Below are 17,409 nucleotides of genomic sequence, written 5' to 3'. Positions count from 1 at the left end.
TCCACATGGCAGCCTAAAGTCAAAAACGCCTATCAGTCGCCTCGCCCTGATCGAGGACAACCTGTTGAAGCTCCACAACTAGGTCGTCCAGCATCACAGTGAACCGCGTACGTAGTATTTTGTCGTAGGCGGCATTCTGGATAGCCGGATACGGGCTCTTCACCCGCTGCACCACCGATTGCGGGATGATGTCGCGAGAAACATTCACGGATTTCGTGAAAAAAGTGTACCCGCCGAAGAGCCCTACTCGCGGGGGCGGTGCAGCACCACCTCGGTGTCACTGCTCGTGTTCATGCGATGGACTAGGCCGGCCAGCTGTTGACGCAGCTCGCGGTAGTTGTAAGTCTCACCCGTGTAGACGAGCACCAAGTCAGGTCGGCCATCCCCCTGGAGCATCCTCGGCTGGCGGCCGCCCTGGATATCGATGATTGCCAGGCGGTGGTGTCCCAGCGCCGCAGGCCCGCCGATCCAAGTCCCCTCGTCGTCCGGACCGTGGTTCGCTATGGTGGCCGTCATATCGGCAAGCTCCCTTCGCGCATCGGGACCTCCGAGGTCTCGATTGAAGTCGATCCATTCACAGATGCCGCACAGGTTATGTCGCCGCATTTGGGCGAAGCAGATATAAGGCCAGTGGGAAACCATCGAGGCAAAGTGACGGATCTAGCCCAGCTACGATCCGCATCCGACATTGTCGGACATCGGACAGCACCGCGATTCGCTGCATAGGAAGCCTGGAGTCGCGATTTCCCCTGGGGGAATCAGCGCATGAAAGGAGAGCTGGGTCGTGTCTGCCGAAATGAGAAATTGCTCCCCCTTATTGCATCACCGAGGAATGTTACCCAGCGCGATAGACGGACATGCCCTATCTCCCCCCGTTGCAGCTGAGGGAGATAGGGGCCAGCTCTTCATTCAACCCTCATGGAGGATGATCAGCCCAGCCATTTCCATGCGCCGGCCTTCACAAGCCGTGCACCATTCAGGTTCTTTTCCTTGAAGCGCGACGATCCTTGTCAGACGTCGCAACACTTGCTGCCGAGAGCACGAGCTCTTCCTCGAGCATGCCTTGATCTGCGCCTCGAACGGCTCGCACATGCTGGGTTTCAACGACTTCGCAGAGGTTGATATTCTGCAGTGACTTCGTCTCGCTGCTGCACGGCATTGACGCTGGGAGCCATGCTCGCGTGGCGCAATTGTGCTGAAGCCGGTGCCCACGGCAACGTTTCTTAACCCGCCCCAGATCCTGGCGTTTGGCTATTTCCGACATTCGTGTCCGGCTTCGGACAAAGGCCGGGTTTGCCGAACGGAGTCGCACCCAATTTCCAGTGCTGCTTGAGCAATAATATCGACCGGCATTACTGCACAACACGAAAGTTGCTGCAAAAACCGAAGTGAACCCAAGGCATCGGGTCAATTGGCATGGCGCTTGCGACTCGGTCGATAGAACGCAGTCAAAATCACGGTTGCAGACCATGCCTACCTCTCAAAGCTCGATAAAGCACGCGAGCAAAATTCCCCGTCTCCGCGGAAGCTCGTCGCCGTTAAACGTGCCTGCTCGGGGGCGGTCTTGCACAAGACCGGTCCGAGGCAACCACGCCAAGGCGCGAGGCTGCCGGAACTGTCGACCGAAGTCGATGCCGCTTCAGTTTAACCGAAAAATGCACCGTACCACTTTGGCCTGGAAGCAAATCAATGACCTATAGAAAGAACGTTCCTCTCGTGACCTTTCGCACGCGTGTTCGCGATGAGTCGATCGGGGGGCCAAATCCTTATCAGTGGGAGAACAAGACCTCCGACGATTATTTCGGGGGCAAGCGCATCATCCTGTTCTCGCTGCCTGGCGCCTTCACCCCGACCTGCTCGACCTTCCAACTGCCCGATTTCGAAAAACTCTATGATCAATTTCTGGAACTGCGAATTGACGCGATCTACTGCGTCTCGGTCAACGATGCTTTCGTCATGAATGCGTGGGGAAAGTCCTTGGGGCTGCAGAAGATCGAGCTGATCCCAGACGGGTCGGGCGAGTTCACGCGCAAAATGGGCATGCTGGTCGCGAAGGACAATCTGGGCTTTGGCATGCGCTCCTGGCGATACGCCGCTCTGATCGACGATGGCGTGGTGGAGCAGTGGTTCGAGGAGGAAGGCTTCTGTGACAACTGCGAGACGGACCCCTATGGCGTTTCATCCCCGCAAAACGTTCTCGACAAATTGAAGGCGGCGGCATGACCCAGAAGTGGAAAGTCTCACACAACCCAAGCACACACTAGAGCCTCCTCGGCAGATCACGGTTCAACATGCATCTCTCAGCAAGCCTGCTTCAACGCCAGAAGCAACGTATGGTCTTATCGCCTCAAGCCATTGAAGCTATTCGCTTGCTGCGATTGACGCATACTGAACTCCATCAGCTCGTGCAGCAGGCACTCGAGAAGAACCCCGTTTTGAAGCCTGACCCGTTTGACGACGATTCGCCGCTGCCAGGGGTGGATCAGCGGAGCAGTCAAAGCAGAAGCGAAATCGGCGAATCGCCCATTGGCGGGCCGTCTGGCGGGCGCGGGCAATGGAAGTCGCAACGCAGTAGCGGCAACGATCGACCTGCCGTCGAGGAGTTTACCGCCCACACCGAAACATTGCACGACCATGTCGCCCGCCAGGTCGCCCTCAACCCGTTCACCCCCCAGGAGCGGCTGATTGCCGGACAGCTCGCCGCTCATCTGGAGGACACTGGCTATCTTCAGGTAAACCTTTTCGATCTGGCCAGGACGTTAAACGTTCGGCAAGCTGATGTGGAACGGGTCATCGGAATCTTGCAGCAATTTGATCCGCCGGGCATTTTTGCGCGAACTCTCAGCGAATGCCTGGAGATTCAGCTGCGCCAGCAAGACCGGTTCGACCCGGCTATGGCAGCTTTGGTCGCCAATCTCGAGATGCTTGCACGGGGGGATTTTCAGGGATTGAAGCAGCGTTGCGGAGTCGACGAGGAGGATCTCCTCGACATGAGGAACGAAATCCGCGCGCTCGATCCCAAGCCTGGAGACCGGTTCCAGTCCGGGACGCCGGAAACCATCGTACCGGACGTCTGGGTAATGCCCAAGTCCGAAGGTGGATGGCGGGTGGAGCTTGATCCGGCCACGCTGCCCAAAGTGTTGATCAACCACACCTATGTCGCCGAAATCTCGCAGCTGACCAAGCAAAATCCGGAAGGCAAAGCGTTTCTCGACAATTGCCAGGAAAAAGGGAACTGGCTGATCAGCAGTCTCAAGCAGCGCGCTAAGACGATCCTTAAGGTTGCGACCGAAATCGTGCGCCAGCAGGATGCCTTTTTTACACACGGCGCCGCCCATCTGCGGCCTCTCTGTCTCAAAAATGTCGCTGACGAGATCGGCATGCACGAGTCGACGGTAAGCCGGGTGACTTCGAACAGGTACATGTTGACTCCGCGCGGGGTGTTCGAGCTGAAGTATTTTTTCGCTGCGCCAATCGCATCCTGCGAGGGCGGCGATGCGCACTCCGCCAAAGCTGTCTGCCATCGGATCAAGGCAATCATAGCCGAAGAATCGCTCGACAAGGTACATTCCGACGAAGACATCGTTGCTCAACTCAAGGAGACCGGCATCGATGTCGCTCGCCGTACCGTCACCAAATATCGCGAGGCGATGAACATCCCTTCCTCCATACGACGGCGCCGCGATAAGCGTTTGTCCGCAGCTGCGATCAAGCGAAGTGACTAACCGACATTCGTGGTCGGCGAGAGGCGACTCTCAACTTCCTCCGGGCCGAAGCAGCTTTCGAAGTCATGGCATTCCCCGCAACTGGGTGCTGTGCATGACGAAAAGCCTTCGGCCTCACACAGCTTGCGGTAAAAGTACTTTTTCCATTTCATGTTTTCTGTGTTGCCTGCCGCCAGCGCGGGAAAATGTCTGGCAAGCAGGCGGCTGAGCTCAGCGCGATTTGAGAGGCCAAGATCCCGCCAAAGATGGTCCATGCGCATCGCACGCCGGGCGATGATCTTGGCCAAGCGGGCGCTCGCCGGGTCGGCCGGCGCAGCATGCGCTAGCAGCAGCCGGCGTAGCAGTTCCTCTTCCAGTTCCGGCTCGGGCTCGCTCAACTCCTCCAAAGCGAATACGCTGCTGGAGGTAGACGGGAAAGTTGCGGCCAAGACATCACGCAATTCGACAGACGAAAGGCCTGTCCCCTCCGTCGCCAACACCTCGCCCGCCTGGACCTCCTCAAGCGAACGTGAATGTACGCAGGGCAGCACATGCTGATCGAAGCTCCTCCCTAGCTCGGACCCACGCCATTGCGCGCTGGATAGGCAGCCATCATCGTAACGGCCGGCTTCAGCTTCCGGCATGACAAAGCGCCTTGTTGACCGCAGGGATGATCTTGTCGCCCCAGAGCTCGATCTGGCGCAGCATCGTCTTTTGGTCGAAGTCGCCCAATTGAGTCTGAACTGCGATCTGGTCCGGTTTCAAGATATCGATCTCTTCCAGCAGGCGATCAATCACGCGATTTACGCTGCCAATCGGCAAATTTTTGCGCATGGTCTCGAAGGACAGATCCTGCTGGGTCGGTGTCTCCTGCAGCAGGTAGCCATCGTGGCTCTGTTGGCGACGCTGATGCAGGGCTTCAGAAAGCCGGCGCTGGAAGCGGGCATTGTCGAGATAGCTGTTGATCTCCAACTCGTCGTGGCTGGCATAGCAGCAGCGCAGCAGCGATATCTTGACGTCGGTGACGTTCTTTTCCTCGGATGCCGCCGCCCTCTCGACTGATTCACGCAGTGTGGTCAAAGTCTCTAAGCCGTCGTGGAAGGCTGTGACAAAAAAATTGTGCCCCTCGCGGTAGGCCCGAGCCATCCGTGCGGCTCCGCCAGCGATCCAGATAGGCGGCGTCGGCTGCTGGACTGTGCGGACCGAAATCGCTGTTGGGGGGATCTTCTCATACTGGCCGTCGTGTTCGAAGACGTTTTGGTTGAGGCCCTTGAGAATGATGTCCAGGTATTCCGAAAAGACGGCCGGCGCCTCATCGATGTCCACGCCGAACCGTTCGAACTCGAACTGCTGGTATCCCAAGCCTACGCCGAGCTCGAGACGGCCGTTCGCAACGATGTCGGCGAAGCCGATCTCGGACAGCAGGCGCTGCGGTTGGTAAAGCGGCAGCACGCAGACGGCAGTGCCCAGGCGAATCGTGCTTGTCAAGCCGCCGCAGTGCGCCACCATCATCAGCGGGGATGGTATGAGGCTGTAATTGTTGAAGTGGTGCTCAGCAAACCACGCGGTGTTGAACCCAGCCTGCTCCGAAGCGACGGCCTGTTCGATGGAGTTGCGGATGACGCTTTCTGAGGATTGGTGATAGCCACGCTGGGCGGCCAGAATGAAAGTGGCAAATTCCATGATTTCTCCTCGTTATAGACACGTCAGCCGACCGGGAATGTGCTCGGCATGCGCATGCTTGGATCTCAAGCACCTCAGGTGCGTCGTGGAGCCGAGGCTTCATAATGCTCGGCCGGTCGCCCTGCGAAGGCCTGGCAATTAACCTGCGGCCTCCGCAAAACATTCGTCATAGAGCTCGCTGGCGTTTCCCGCATCACCGAACGAGGTCCAGCCGCCGTCCACGTAGAGGATCGAGCCGTTGATGTATGAGGCGTCAGACGAAGCAAGGAAGAACGATGCATCTGCGACGTCTTCTGGCCGTCCCATCCTGCCCATGGGGATGCGTCGTCCGATTGCTGTCAGGTCGATGCGGCCGGCTTTGGCCAACTGAGCAAGTGCGGGCGTGCGGATGTGGCCAGGAGCGACGGTGGCTGTCCGAATTCCGACCGGCCCGAGTTCGGCCGCCATGCAACGGGTCAGCATATCCATCCCCGCCTTGGAGGCGCCGTAGGCATGGCGCGGCGCGAACGGCAGAAAGCTGTCGATCGACCCGAGATTGAGGATCACGCCGCCCGGGCGCATAGCCTTGATCGCTTCGCGCGCGCAGGTGAAGGCGCCGGTAAGGTTGACATCCAGGACGTGTTCGAGCTGTTTCGACAGTTGCTCGATCGCAGGCACAATCCTGTCGGCGGTATCAGCACTATTGACCAGAACATCGATATACCCGAAGCGTCCCCTCAGTTCTTCGAACATCGACACCACATCGCTCTCGACGGCCACGTCCAGCGATTTCGCCAGATGCTTGCCGGGGAGCGATGTAGCCAGCTCTGCCGCTGCAGTGCCATCTTTATCAGCAATCACGACGGTGTCGCCGTTCGCGGCAAAGCGGCGAGCGACGGCCGCGCCAATGCTTTTTGCGCCACCGGTGACGAGCACGATTCGCGCATCTGTGCATTCGGCCGGACAGGAGAGCTCGGCTTGGAGCGCACCATCCACCGGCGGGTGAGCATCCCCCGGCTGGTTGAATGACATCCAGCCTCCGTCGACTGCCAGCACCGAGCCGGTGATGTAGCGCGCCTGCGTGCTGCTCAGAAAACGCACGACCCTGGCGATCTCGTCGGGGCGAGCCAAGCGCCCCATCGGCACGCGGCGGCGTATCGCCGCGAGGTCCATTTTGCCAGCGCGTGCCAGTTCTGTGACCATTGGGGTGCGGACGGAGCCCGGCGCCACCGCCGTGACGCGGATTCCTCGCATAGCCCACTCGCATGCAAGGGACTTTGTCAACGAGATCACGCCAGCTTTCGAGGCTGCGTAGGCGTTGCGCCTGGGATTGCCGACCACGCCCGCCATCGAAGCCACATTGACGATCGCACCGCCCGGCTTCATGCGCCGCGCCGCTTCCCGGGCCATAACGAATGGCCCAATAAGGTTCACTGTCACGCCGCGTCGGAAGGTATCGACAGCGGTGTCGATGATCCTATCCATCGTGGGTCCAACCGCCGCATTGTTGATGAGGACATCGATTTGCGCGAACCGTGCTTCGACCTGGCCGAAAAGTGAGAGCATGTCCTTCTCTCGCGACACATCGCACTCCAGACCGACGTGCGGCGACCCGAGATCCCGAGCCAGTTCAACCACACCACTGCCCGGAAGGTCCACCGCAACTACAGTGTCTCCGTCCGCGGCAAGGATATCGACCAGGGCACGGCCGATCCCGCCCGCAGCGCCTGTGATGATTACGGTGCGTGCTGCCAGTTTCACGAGAGCTTCTCCACGATGACCGCTTGTGATCTCAGCCCATCAACCTTGGGCGGAATGAAGGGCCGAGCCAAATCGTTGCAGTGACCGCCAGTCGCGGCCCCACACAGATGTCGTTCCCGTAGGGCGCTCATCCTCCATTCCTACCCACTTATGCAGCTCCCAGTTGGGGACCCTCGACGCCATCTTGGTCGGTGGGGATGTGACCCTTGAGCAACTGGTAGATGGGATCGTCTGGATGTGGTGCTCCAATCGGCTGTCGCCGGCCGAACCTATCTGCCTCAAGAATCGCTGGCGGGATTTGCTCCTCAACCCAATCGTAGACGACTGTCCGTTCCGCAATTCGCCACTCGTCCTGCCTCTTCTGAAACAGATCGCAGTAACGGCCGCAAAGCAGCGTCTGACGTATTTCTTGGTCTGTATCCGGTCCGCGTTGCAGCGCGGTGAAATAGCTCTCGACCGCGGCCTCTGCTGAACTGATGAAGTCGATCAGGCTGTTCGTGATTTGATGGATGTTACGGTGCCCCGGCAGACCGAGAGCAAATTGGATGAAGTCCTCTGCCGGTCCGCAATAGGGACCGTGCCTGTCATACGCTTCGGGCCAGTATGCGCTACGCAGCGCCGCCTCATCGGCGCGGTCTATCCCGCGGCAGTACCGATACAGGCAGTTGCGGATCGCCTCTCGGTCACGCAGTTCGGTAATTTTCGCGTGGTCGACAGGGTCTGTCGCGAATTGTATGATTGTTTTGTCCTTCCCGATGCCAGTCTGCACTTTGCGTGTGTCTCTCTCTACAACTGAGTTAGCGGGGGGCTCGTCAACTTCCAGAGCTTGTTCGGGGCAGGCTCGTACCCCTTTTGAGGCAAGCAGTTGCTCCCCATCGGCAACATCAATATCACCGGGCAAGATGTAGCCGGCGTCATCAAGCTTGAAGACTCTCGGCGCCCGCGCCCAGCAGCGCGCATGACCCTGGCATCTGGCTTTATGTACGACGACACGCATAGCGAACTCCAATGTCGTTGGCTGAAACTTCAGGACCATTCCAGGATCAGATTCTCGATCCCGAACACATGGCCGCCGAAGGTGATAGGTTCAGTCCCTGTCTTGATCCGAAAGGCTGGGATGCGCGCCAGCCACTCCTCCAGGCCAATGACAATCTCCCGCCGGGCAAGGTGTGAGCCAAGACAACGATGGGGACCATAGCCAAAGGCAGCGTGCCGGTTGTCCTCGCGCGCCAGATCGATCTCATTCGGGCATTCGAATTCCGCCGGGTCACGATTGGCAATCATCGTGGCACAGGAAACATAATCTCCCTTGCGGATCGGCGCGCCTTTGAAGTCGACATCCTTCGTTGCCACTCGGATCATCTGAATGGTCGAATAGGCGCGCAGCAATTCTTCCGCAGCGACGGCAATCCGGTCAGGTTCGCTTCGTAGCAATTCCTGATCTTTGGGGTTGCGCGCGAGATGGGCCAAGTCGAAGCATATGGCTGCTGAGACCGTGTCGAGTCCCGCGACGAACACAAGCACGCCGATGCCACGGACTTCTTCGTCACTGAGCAGACGACCCTCGACCTTTGCCTTCACGATGAAGGTCATGAAATCATCGACCGGCTCCTTGCGGCGCTCGGTGGCAAGTTCGTCGATGAAGGCCACGATCGTCCGGGCTGCGGGTGGTCGTTGCTCCTTATCGCCGTGGAGCAGATCTCTAGCCCAGCCGACAAATGTTTCTAGTCCGTTGTCCGAAAGCCCAATAAAGCGAAGGAAGATATTGACCGCGAACGGAACTGCAAAATCCTTCATGATGTCGCAGCTCGTGCCTGATGCGGCGATCCTGTCGATCAGCTTGATCGCTCGTTCCCGGACAGCCGGCTCCAATGCCATTACCCGCTTTGGCGAAAGCAGCGGATTGAGCAGTGAGCGAAAAACACCGTGGAATGGCGGATCGAGCTCAAGCGGGATCATCGGCCAGCTCTCGCCGAGCACAGAGGCGAAGATGCTGCGATGGCTGGAAAACGTTTCGGTGTCCTGCAGCACCCGGCGCTGGTCGCTCGCGCGAGTGATGACCCAGGTACCCCGACCGTCGCGCGTGTTGCTGGTTGAATAAAAGATCGGAGGCCCGGCATGAACGCAAGCAACCGCTGCATGCGGATCCCCGTTAGCCGTCGGCAACATGCCGGGCGACGTAAACAGGTTGAAGTCCCTCACCATTTCGGGCGGGACATGATCTGGAACCGGCCGCGATTTAACCGCGCCAGAATCGAGAGACCGTTCATGAGATGCTGTCGGCATTTGCATGCAATCGTCGGTGCAAGCTCCGTGCCGAATTCGTCTTTCGATAATCCTTGCCGTTTGCTGGGCAACAGGTGGCGCCTGCGCTGACTTGCTGGTCGGGATTGCAACATTCTTGTCCAGCGTCGGACACAGAATGTAGAATGCTAGACAGCGACTTGGAGCAACTCAACTGGTGGGATCGCTAGCCGATCATGTGCCCGGGGAGCATCCAGTTCGAAAGCTTGCGCTAAGCGGCTTGGTGACTTGGCCGAGGTCACCAGGTGGAAACGACCAACACTTGGGGTGAGCCTAGTGGCGCTCCCCTCGATGATGTCTGGCGGGGTGGTTAGCCGCCTCCGTAGGACAAGATCAGTCTACACGAATGGACTATAGCCTCTCCTCGCATGCCTCATTGGCCGTCCTTCAGAGCCGGCCACACGAGCTTTTGTCTTTCAGCAGGGCGTTTTTCTCGCCAGCTACAGAGCCACACCGACGCCATTAATGAGCGTCCAGTCGACGGGTTGGATGGCCCTGTCCATCTTGCCCAGCACCTTGGCTTAGCATTTGCCGGTGCGGCGGAAGCCTTCAAGACGCAGTTCTTGACCTTCTCCAGATCAGCCTCGGATGGATATCGGCAAGGGTTCAGCTCGTCCTTTTGAACTTGCGCATCTTCGTGTTGGCCAACCCCAGGCCGCCCGACATATTTGCGGTCTATCCGGCACCTCAACTTCGAACAACCTTGCGGCAAGCTCTTGGGATAGCCCACGCTCGTGCCTCCACCACCCGCTCAGCAGAGCCAGATTTGTCGTTGATGGCACGGAACTTGCGGAGTCATTCGCAGATGCGTCACGGACCGAGAGTGTCGTCCCATGAATTCGATCACCAAAAAGGCCGCCCGACGTTGCTGGGACCGCCTGCAATTACCTTATCCCAGAATTGGGAGCAACGGCTTCAAAAGGGATAACTCATCACCTCAATTTTGTCGATCGCGCGGCCATCGAACCGCAGCCATCGATCAGACTTCCGCCTCGTTGCACTCATTGCGACCGCCTTGGTGCTTGCGACAACCGCTCAATTCTGGCTGCCAGGATAACCACATATGGCGACGGAACTTCCTGCTTCAAAGCAATATAGAGATCGTCGATCATCCCCCCATCAAGGCCTCGATCGAGGACACCGCGTTCGGCTTGCTTGGTTCGCAGTGAACAGACCGCACTTCGACGAATGCGATCGATGCGACCGCGCCGAGAACTCTCCCGCATTGTCGACGGTTGGGTCCGTCGGCCCTCCGATGAGGCCTCGGATGCGTCGGGCTCCGAGGCCTCGACTGATGCCGACTGGCCGCCGCCGGAAGGTCTCGCGGCTTTGATCCCCGGCGATGTAGCCACCCCTGCTGCAACAGCTCCTAGCCGGAGAACTCATTCATGACCGAATCGGCGACAGATTTAGTGGACGCGGCTTTGTTCGACCGAGATCGGCTTGACCCAGAAAGTCCCTATCAACGTTCTGGCCCTGCATGGGGTGCCATCATTTCGCTTTCCTTCGGCACCTTCGGGCTTGTGACGGCAGAGTTTCTGCCCGCCAGCGTTCTGACACCGCTCGCGCATGATCTCCGTATCACCACGGGCACGGCTGGACAGGCGCTAACAGCGGCCGCAATCGTCGCGGCGATCTCGGCACCGATAATCGCCATCGTGACAAAGCGTCTGGACCGCAGGGTCGTCATCTGGGCGATGACGCTCCTGCTGATCCTGTCGAACGTTCTGGCGGAGGTTGCGGGGTCGCTGCCGGTTTTGCTGGCGGCACGCGTCGTCCTTGGCATATCGCTTGGTGGTTTTTGGTCAATTTCGGCAGCGTTGGCGATGCGGCTGGTTCCAAGTCACCTCATGCCGCGCGCCATGTCGGTCATCCTCACCGGCGTTTCTGTCGCCTCCGTCTGCGCGGCTCCAATCGGCGCTTATGTCGGTGACATTTGGGGATGGCGAGCCTCGTTCAAGGTCGCCGCAATCGTGAGTGCCGTTGCGCTGCTCGTGCAACTCGTAACCATTCCGCCACTGCCTCCGATCGAAGTGCGCAGATTCCGCAGTCCGCTGGATGTCGCGAAGAATCCGGCGATGAAGGTTGCGGTGCTAGTCGTGCTATTGGTCGCTTCCGGCCATTTTGCCAGCTTCGCCTACATCCGCGCCTTTCTCGAGAGCGTTCCTGCGCTCGACAAGAAGTCAATCCCGCTCGTGTTCCTTGCTTTTGGCACGGCCGGCGTCTTCGGCAATTTAGCCGGCGCATTCCTCACCAAACACAGTCTCAAGGCGGTCGCGGCCCTGCCGCCCCTGCTCATTGCCGTAGCCGCTGTCTCGCTCCTGACCATGAGAGCATCGGCCTTGACCTCGGCAATTGCAGTTGCCGTATGGGGCTTTGCTTTTGGCGCGGTCCCGGTCGGATTGCAGACATGGATGGTGCTACGCGCCGCTCCGAAACAGGCCGAGAGCGCTGGTGTACTGATGGTCATAACCTTCCAAGTGGCCATCGCAGCCGGCACAACTTGCGGTGGCCTATTGGTGGATCACACGGGTATTGCCAGTGTCTTTGTCTACAGCGCGGTTGCCACGTTCCTCGCTGTCTTGACAGTATTTTTGCTCGGCCCGAACCGCAAAACCTGACCGCCTGGTGGGGAGTGACGGTCGGCGGCGTTCACGCTATTGTCACCTCTGAGCTCGGCCCAAAGGCCGCGGCTTCGTCGTAACCATGCGGTCGATGGGGCAGCGCCAAATTGCTTCCTGCTCATCGCGTTGCGATAATACAGCGCGCTTATTGCGTCATCGTGTCCCCGGTCTCGGCTTCAATGCCCGGCTACTGGCTGCGGAGGCAGATGGGCGCCGGCGTCCCACCGACGACGATCGGTCTTTTCTCATGTAGCTGTCGGGGAAACGAGGCAGGTTTTCCGCCAGAACCCGCCAGTCGTCGCGCTCGCGTTCGCCTTCCTTGCGCGCACCGAACAACTGGATGATGATCTTGCCGTCGGACCCATATGCTTCGAGCGAGGTGACGTGACTGTCATTGGTCGGCTTGCGCACGGCCCAAACCTCACGGATTTGGTGGGTCCTGAGATGCAGCCGGAACGTTTCGTCCAGCACATGGATGCACGGCCCGATCTGCTTGACCGACTTGATTAAGCCGGAATGGGTCTGGATAGAACCTCGGTTGCCGACGAAGCACATGATCGGCAATTCGTCTTCGGCCGCACGCTGGAGCACGGCGCCAACTGCGGCATTGTCGAGCAGCCAAGCGTAATCCTGGCCGACCATGCGCAAAGCCTGGCAGCGGCTGAGCTTGAGCGTCTTTAGAAGGTTGACGTCAGTCAGCCGGCTCCAGTACTCGCGTAGGTCGTCCACCGTGCCGGCCCAGTCCGCAGTCCTCGCGCCCAGGTCGGCTACTCTCGCCTTAAGCGACATGGTCGGCTCCTGGTTGGCGGATACGAGCTCGGCCACCAGCTTTCGATAGGCATGAAGGTTGGAGACCGGCCTGAGATGCACCTTATGCACTGCTGCGCCGGCGGCGTCGAAGAATTGCAAACTGCGCTGGATTCCGCCGCGATGGCGCCTTTCAACAGCGAAACCATACCTCCAAGCCTGCGGGAAGACGCGAAGGTCGAATTCGTCACCAAGGACCATGGCGTGATTGTTGCCGGTTATCACTCTGTTGAAGACGCCAATCTTTTCGTGCACGGCACCTTGATTGCGGGTCAGCGCCGTCACTTCGCCCACGAATTCGAGGCCCGTCAGAAGGTGATTGACGCGCGGGTCGATGCGTGCCGCGCCGAAACCGCAATGGGCCGCGACCAGTTCCGCTTCCGAAATGGCCAATTGGGCGGCGAAATCACGCGCGGGAATGTTCGGACAGACTTCCCACGCACGCCGGATTTCGTTGGGCGACCGCTTCTTGCGCTGATCCATGTTTTTACCCCTGCCCCGTTCTTCTTTTGACGATCGATCGAAAAACGGGCCTCAGGGATGTGCACGGCGGACGCGATCGATCGTCAGGCACATGCCAGTCGAATCCTGTCTCCGGGCGGTCAGCGGCCAATCGCCGGTAGCGAGCGATTGTTGGGTGGTCGGCGCCAATCGGCCGATCGAGCATTCGGGTACCACCGGCGGTGCTGCTTTCCCACCAAGGCGGGTCTGATGGATCATATTGCTTTCCTTCGTTCTTCGATTGCGAGGGCAACCCAAAGGTGAATCGGCCGGCAATTTTGCCGCCGCAACGAAGGCTTCACAAAAATCGTGCCAGTTGCTCCGCGGCAAGCTCTGAACATCTTTGGCTCTGTTCATTGCTTTACGCGTGAGTGCATCGCGAACTCAGGCGCCCTTCCTGTGACGCGGACGCGACAAACCCGACAGTAAGTGTCGGTTGTCGGACGTCTCCCCAGCAATCGAGCATAAGAGACGTCGGGATGTCCTACGGTTTTTGACACGTCTTCCCTTTGGCACGGTCCATGCGAGATGATCCACGAAAACGCCGGACCGAGGAGAAATCGAGCCATGATTACGCTCACCGACAACGCTGTTGCCGCCATCAAGGCCGCTCTTTACCGCGCCAGCGAGCCGGCGGAAGGATTTCGCATCATGGTCCATGCCGGCGGCTGCGCCGGCTTCCAATACTCAATGGGCCTGGAGAGCGTCTCACGTGAGGGCGATGCGATCATCGAGCGAGATGGGCTCAAGGTGTTCATGGATAGAGGCTCCCAACCCCATGCCGCCGGCATGACCGTGGACTTCGTCACTGGGCTCGAAACATCCGGCTTTGTTTTCGATAACCCCAATGCGCGTGAGACGTGCGGCTGCGGCAAGTCCTGCAAATGATTGCGAGGGAACAGGCTATGTTCGACTATAGCGACGCCAAGGAATACTGCGTCGAACCGGTAACCGCCGGCGCTCTGGAACCGGCCGACACGCACTGTCGGCCCGGAACAATTGCGTTCGGTGATGCACCAAATCGCGATCATCGATCGTTGCCGTGGGCAAGCAAACAAAATTGCCCGAAACAGCTGAATTCCCGGCGGATGCCGCCACCAAAGGGCAATGTCGACAGCGACCGGTCAGCCAAGCCATCGCTCCCCCGGCCGCCCACCTTACCAGATACGATATGCGCCAGAGGTTCAATGGCCCGACTACCCTTGAATCATTTCAGCAGTTGAAGGATCACTCCCATGAACCCTGTCTATCTCGACAACAACGCAACGACGCGGGTTGATCCTGCAGTCGTTGGAGCGATGTTGCCTTTCTTTACGGAGCAATTTGGCAATCATTCGTCCATGCACGCCTATGGCGCATCGGTTGCTGAAGCCGTGAGAAAGGCGAGGCAACAGTTGCAAGCCCTCATCGGCGCGGGATTCGAGGACGAGATCATCTTCACCTCGGGCGGGACTGAAAGCGACAGTACAGCCATCCTTTCGGCGCTGGAGGTGATGCCCGACCGAACGGAAATAGTGACTTCCGCGGTTGAACATCCGGCCGTTCTGAAGTTGTGCGCGCACCTTGAGAAGACGCGCGGCGTCAAGGTGCACATTATCCCAGTCGATCACTACGGCCGGCTCGACCTGGACGCCTACAGAACCGCCCTCACCCCACAAGTGGCAATCGTCTCGATAATGTGGGCGAACAATGAGACCGGTACGATCTTTCCCGTGGTTAAGCTTGCCGATCTAGCCAGGGAAGTCGGCGCGCTTTTCCACACTGATGCAGTGCAGGCGGTCGGAAGGCTTCCGATTGAGCTGAAATCGACCGCGATCGACATGCTGTCGCTCTCCGCCCACAAGCTGCATGGTCCAAAGGGGATAGGCGCGCTTTATGTAAGACGTGGCGTGCGCTTCTCCTCCATGATCAAGGGTGGGCACCAAGAGCGCGACCGGCGTGCAGGCACTGAAAACACACCCGGCATAGTCGGACTGGGCATGGCGGCCGAACTCGCCTTGAAATTCATGGACGAGACAAAACGAATAAAATGGTTGCGCGACCGCCTTGAGAACGGGATCATCCAGCGCATCCCAAACACATCCATCAACGGCGATCCGCAAGAGCGATTGCCAAACACTGCAAACATTGGATTCGAAGGTATCGAAGGCGATGCAATTCCAATTGTCCTGAGCCGGCTGGGAATCGCCTGTTCCGCCGGGTCCGCCTGTGCCTCTGGCTCACTGGAACCGAGCCATGTTCTGATCGCTATGAACGCGGCATGTGGGGCAGTCCGCTTCTCCTTGTCGCGTGACAACGGCGAAGATGACGTAGACCGCGTGCTTGAGGTCCTGCCTGCGATCACCGAGAAGCTACGGGCCGTTCCCAGTGCTGGACTGTGCGGGCGAGGTGCAGAACAGCTTCATTCCGGCCCGGGTCCGAGCGGCACAATAGCCGACGAGCCGTGAGGTCTTCCTCAACGTGACGACCCTGCGCAAGGAGAGCAGTTAAACTCGGGGTCGCCTTCACCACTTCAGAAAAGCTTGAGATCGCCAAGTCTCTTGCCCAGCCGCCGTGCCAGAGGTCGGCACGCCGTCAGCAATGTCACCAATGCATCGACACCACAATTTCGCGCCGGGAGAATACAATGAACTGCTCCGCTGATAGCCGCCCGATCGATCGCACCGATATCCTAGCGCGACTGAAGGGCCTGTCGGCCGCGGAGGACTTCTTCGCCTGCCTTGACGTCTCCTACGACCCGAAAGTGATGAATGTCTCGCGGCTCCATATCATGAAGCGCGTGGGCCAATACCTTGCCGAAGAAGATTTCTCCGGTCTGCCTAACCAGGTAATCGCCGCGCGGGTGCGCGCCAAGCTGGAACGCGCCTACGAAGATTTCGCGACTTCCTCGCCGCTCACGCAACGTGTGTTCAAGGTGCTAAGGGACCACGATCCAAACATATGTCCCGCACCTGGCCGCGCCTTCGTCCCGCTCGACTCTGCACTGAAGCGGTTCGGAAAGTAATGAGCCCGACACGGCTGCGACGCGACAATGTCGAGAAGTCGACAAATCCAGTCCTCATGACGCCTCCTCGGAAGCAAACGAAGCCACCTTCTGGAATAGAGGCAGGAAGACGACTTGGCATGAACGATGCAGGCAATGAGGTGAACCGCCAAGCACGAATCCGGACTGGGAGCTTAGAGAAACCGCCAATGCATATCGTAGTCTGCATCAAGCAGGTGCCGGATTCGGCACAGATCCGCGTGCACCCGGTGACGAACACGATCATGCGTCAGGGTGTTCCGACCATCATCAATCCTTACGACCTGTTCGCCCTCGAAGAAGCGCTCAAACTGCGCGACGTTCATGGTGGCGAGGTTACTGTGCTCACAATGGGTCCGCCCATGGCGGAGGACTCGCTGCGAAAGGCGCTCGGTTACGGTGCTGACCGAGCAGTTCTCTTGACGGACCGCTATTTTGCCGGATCCGATACGCTGGCGACTTCCTTTGCTCTTTCGCAAGCAATCGCAAAAATTGGGGAGACTTTCGGCAGGCCGGACATCGTCTTCACCGGCAAGCAGACGATTGACGGCGATACCGCCCAGGTCGGACCGGGCATAGCCAAGCGCCTAGATTTATCGCAACTTACCTATGTCGCGAAGATTGCCTCCATCGATCTCGATACGCGAGAGATCGAAGTCGCTCGTCGCGCCGAAGGCGGCACCCAGTTGCTGAAGAGCAGACTCCCTTGCCTCATTACCATGCTGGAAGACACCAACGAAATCCGCCGGGGCTCGCTCCAGCAGGCTCTGTGCGCGGCGCGCAGCCAAGTCGTGAAGTGGACTGCAGCCGACGCCGGCATTGACGATCTCACCCGGTGCGGTCTGCGTGGCTCGCCTACAGTCGTCAAGCGTGTTTTCGCCCCCACCGCACGGGCAGAAAGGGCGGCGCAGATCGACACCGCGGAAAGGGGCTTGCAGGACATAGCCGATGAACTCATCGCCGATATCTTAACCCGCCGGCCGGCGCTGGAACATGAGCTGGCCTTCAACAGCGGCACGTGACG

15 protein-coding genes and 1 pseudogene are annotated in these 17,409 nt (G+C 59.0%); 7 read left to right on the top strand and 9 right to left on the bottom strand.

The features are described from left to right. Positions 1-243: 243 nt before the first annotated feature. Positions 244-516, bottom strand: a complete 273-nt coding sequence (locus tag FJV83_RS35575) for a hypothetical protein (protein ID WP_199489650.1) — start codon at positions 514-516, stop codon at positions 244-246. Positions 517-1,689: 1,173 nt separating this feature from the next. Between FJV83_RS35575 and FJV83_RS35570 the strand changes: the two genes are divergently transcribed. Together FJV83_RS35570 and rpoN are read left to right on the top strand one after the other, a co-directional pair. Next, positions 1,690-2,223 carry a peroxiredoxin gene (locus FJV83_RS35570; protein ID WP_063169380.1) on the top strand — a complete coding sequence of 178 codons (534 nt, stop codon included), beginning with the start codon at positions 1,690-1,692 and terminating at the stop codon, positions 2,221-2,223. A 68-nt stretch (positions 2,224-2,291) separates the two neighbouring features. Then, positions 2,292-3,725 (top strand): RNA polymerase factor sigma-54, encoded by a 1,434-nt coding sequence (rpoN, locus tag FJV83_RS35565; protein WP_063169381.1) that lies wholly within the window; start codon positions 2,292-2,294, stop codon positions 3,723-3,725. Here the strand turns inward: rpoN and FJV83_RS35560 are convergent. The 6 genes and pseudogenes from FJV83_RS35560 to FJV83_RS35540 all read right to left on the bottom strand — a co-directional run bounded on the left by FJV83_RS35560 (position 3,722) and on the right by FJV83_RS35540 (position 9,332). Next, a complete protein-coding gene (locus tag FJV83_RS35560; RefSeq protein WP_063169382.1) occupies positions 3,722-4,348 on the bottom strand; it encodes a nitrogen fixation protein NifQ in 627 nt (208 codons plus the stop codon). The two genes, rpoN and FJV83_RS35560, sit on opposite strands and share 4 nt — an antisense overlap. Beyond that, positions 4,335-5,387 (bottom strand): LLM class flavin-dependent oxidoreductase, encoded by a 1,053-nt coding sequence (locus FJV83_RS35555; RefSeq protein ID WP_063169383.1) that lies wholly within the window; start codon positions 5,385-5,387, stop codon positions 4,335-4,337. The genes FJV83_RS35560 and FJV83_RS35555 overlap by 14 nt, the downstream gene beginning before the upstream one ends. A gap of 138 nt (positions 5,388-5,525) precedes the next feature. Beyond that, complete coding sequence (locus tag FJV83_RS35550) at positions 5,526-7,127, bottom strand: SDR family oxidoreductase (protein ID WP_063169384.1); 1,602 nt, start codon at positions 7,125-7,127, stop codon at positions 5,526-5,528. Between the two features lie 148 nt (positions 7,128-7,275). Then, entirely contained in the window at positions 7,276-7,863 is a 588-nt protein-coding gene (locus tag FJV83_RS35545) for a nuclear transport factor 2 family protein (protein ID WP_050580531.1), read from the bottom strand. Between the two features lie 138 nt (positions 7,864-8,001). Continuing rightward, positions 8,002-8,124, bottom strand: a pseudogene (locus FJV83_RS37435) (ferredoxin); the annotation flags it as partial. A 29-nt stretch (positions 8,125-8,153) separates the two neighbouring features. After that, positions 8,154-9,332, bottom strand: a complete 1,179-nt coding sequence (locus FJV83_RS35540) for a cytochrome P450 (protein WP_063169385.1) — start codon at positions 9,330-9,332, stop codon at positions 8,154-8,156. 1,487 nt (positions 9,333-10,819) lie between these two features. On the opposite strand from FJV83_RS35540, the gene FJV83_RS35535 reads away from it, so the two are divergent. After that, a complete protein-coding gene (locus FJV83_RS35535) occupies positions 10,820-12,052 on the top strand; it encodes an MFS transporter (protein WP_063169386.1) in 1,233 nt (410 codons plus the stop codon). Between the two features lie 156 nt (positions 12,053-12,208). On the opposite strand, the gene FJV83_RS35530 is transcribed toward FJV83_RS35535, so the two are convergent. After that, positions 12,209-13,345 (bottom strand): ChuX/HutX family heme-like substrate-binding protein, encoded by a 1,137-nt coding sequence (locus FJV83_RS35530; protein WP_082826587.1) that lies wholly within the window; start codon positions 13,343-13,345, stop codon positions 12,209-12,211. 51 nt (positions 13,346-13,396) lie between these two features. Continuing rightward, positions 13,397-13,720: a hypothetical protein gene (locus FJV83_RS35525; protein WP_126066777.1), complete on the bottom strand. Its 324-nt coding sequence runs from the start codon at positions 13,718-13,720 to the stop codon at positions 13,397-13,399. A gap of 210 nt (positions 13,721-13,930) precedes the next feature. On the opposite strand from FJV83_RS35525, the gene FJV83_RS35520 reads away from it, so the two are divergent. The 4 genes from FJV83_RS35520 (at position 13,931) to FJV83_RS35505 (ending at position 17,407) form a co-directional block, all read left to right on the top strand. Beyond that, positions 13,931-14,251: an iron-sulfur cluster assembly accessory protein gene (locus tag FJV83_RS35520; RefSeq protein WP_029356570.1), complete on the top strand. Its 321-nt coding sequence runs from the start codon at positions 13,931-13,933 to the stop codon at positions 14,249-14,251. 347 nt (positions 14,252-14,598) lie between these two features. Beyond that, positions 14,599-15,810 carry a cysteine desulfurase NifS gene (gene nifS / locus FJV83_RS35515; protein ID WP_063169388.1) on the top strand — a complete coding sequence of 404 codons (1,212 nt, stop codon included), beginning with the start codon at positions 14,599-14,601 and terminating at the stop codon, positions 15,808-15,810. Positions 15,811-15,989: 179 nt separating this feature from the next. Further along, on the top strand, positions 15,990-16,367 hold the full coding sequence (gene nifW / locus FJV83_RS35510) for a nitrogenase stabilizing/protective protein NifW (RefSeq protein WP_063169389.1): 378 nt from the start codon (positions 15,990-15,992) through the stop codon (positions 16,365-16,367). Between the two features lie 188 nt (positions 16,368-16,555). Then, positions 16,556-17,407: an electron transfer flavoprotein subunit beta/FixA family protein gene (locus FJV83_RS35505; protein ID WP_063169390.1), complete on the top strand. Its 852-nt coding sequence runs from the start codon at positions 16,556-16,558 to the stop codon at positions 17,405-17,407. The last annotated feature ends 2 nt before the right edge of the window (positions 17,408-17,409 follow it).

Source organism: Mesorhizobium sp. WSM4307, from assembly GCF_007003945.1.
Classification (GTDB): Bacteria; Pseudomonadota; Alphaproteobacteria; order Rhizobiales; family Rhizobiaceae; genus Mesorhizobium.
The sequence above is the reverse complement of the archived record's forward strand: the minus strand, read 5'-3'. Positions and strand labels throughout refer to the sequence as shown.

What these genes read in the sequence shown, in the direction of transcription:
- FJV83_RS35560 (WP_063169382.1), bottom strand. Translation starts at nt 4,348, where the DNA reads ATGCCGGAAGCTGAAGCCGGCCGTTACGATGATGGCTGCCTATCCAGC.
- FJV83_RS35570 (WP_063169380.1), top strand. Translation starts at nt 1,690, where the DNA reads ATGACCTATAGAAAGAACGTTCCTCTCGTGACCTTTCGCACGCGTGTT.
- FJV83_RS35540 (WP_063169385.1), bottom strand. Translation starts at nt 9,332, where the DNA reads ATGGTGAGGGACTTCAACCTGTTTACGTCGCCCGGCATGTTGCCGACG.
- FJV83_RS35575 (WP_199489650.1), bottom strand. Translation starts at nt 516, where the DNA reads ATGACGGCCACCATAGCGAACCACGGTCCGGACGACGAGGGGACTTGG.
- nifS (WP_063169388.1), top strand. Translation starts at nt 14,599, where the DNA reads ATGAACCCTGTCTATCTCGACAACAACGCAACGACGCGGGTTGATCCT.
- FJV83_RS35555 (WP_063169383.1), bottom strand. Translation starts at nt 5,387, where the DNA reads ATGGAATTTGCCACTTTCATTCTGGCCGCCCAGCGTGGCTATCACCAA.
- rpoN (WP_063169381.1), top strand. Translation starts at nt 2,292, where the DNA reads ATGCATCTCTCAGCAAGCCTGCTTCAACGCCAGAAGCAACGTATGGTC.
- nifW (WP_063169389.1), top strand. Translation starts at nt 15,990, where the DNA reads ATGAACTGCTCCGCTGATAGCCGCCCGATCGATCGCACCGATATCCTA.
- FJV83_RS35535 (WP_063169386.1), top strand. Translation starts at nt 10,820, where the DNA reads ATGACCGAATCGGCGACAGATTTAGTGGACGCGGCTTTGTTCGACCGA.
- FJV83_RS35520 (WP_029356570.1), top strand. Translation starts at nt 13,931, where the DNA reads ATGATTACGCTCACCGACAACGCTGTTGCCGCCATCAAGGCCGCTCTT.
- FJV83_RS35525 (WP_126066777.1), bottom strand. Translation starts at nt 13,720, where the DNA reads ATGAACAGAGCCAAAGATGTTCAGAGCTTGCCGCGGAGCAACTGGCAC.
- FJV83_RS35530 (WP_082826587.1), bottom strand. Translation starts at nt 13,345, where the DNA reads ATGGATCAGCGCAAGAAGCGGTCGCCCAACGAAATCCGGCGTGCGTGG.
- FJV83_RS35505 (WP_063169390.1), top strand. Translation starts at nt 16,556, where the DNA reads ATGCATATCGTAGTCTGCATCAAGCAGGTGCCGGATTCGGCACAGATC.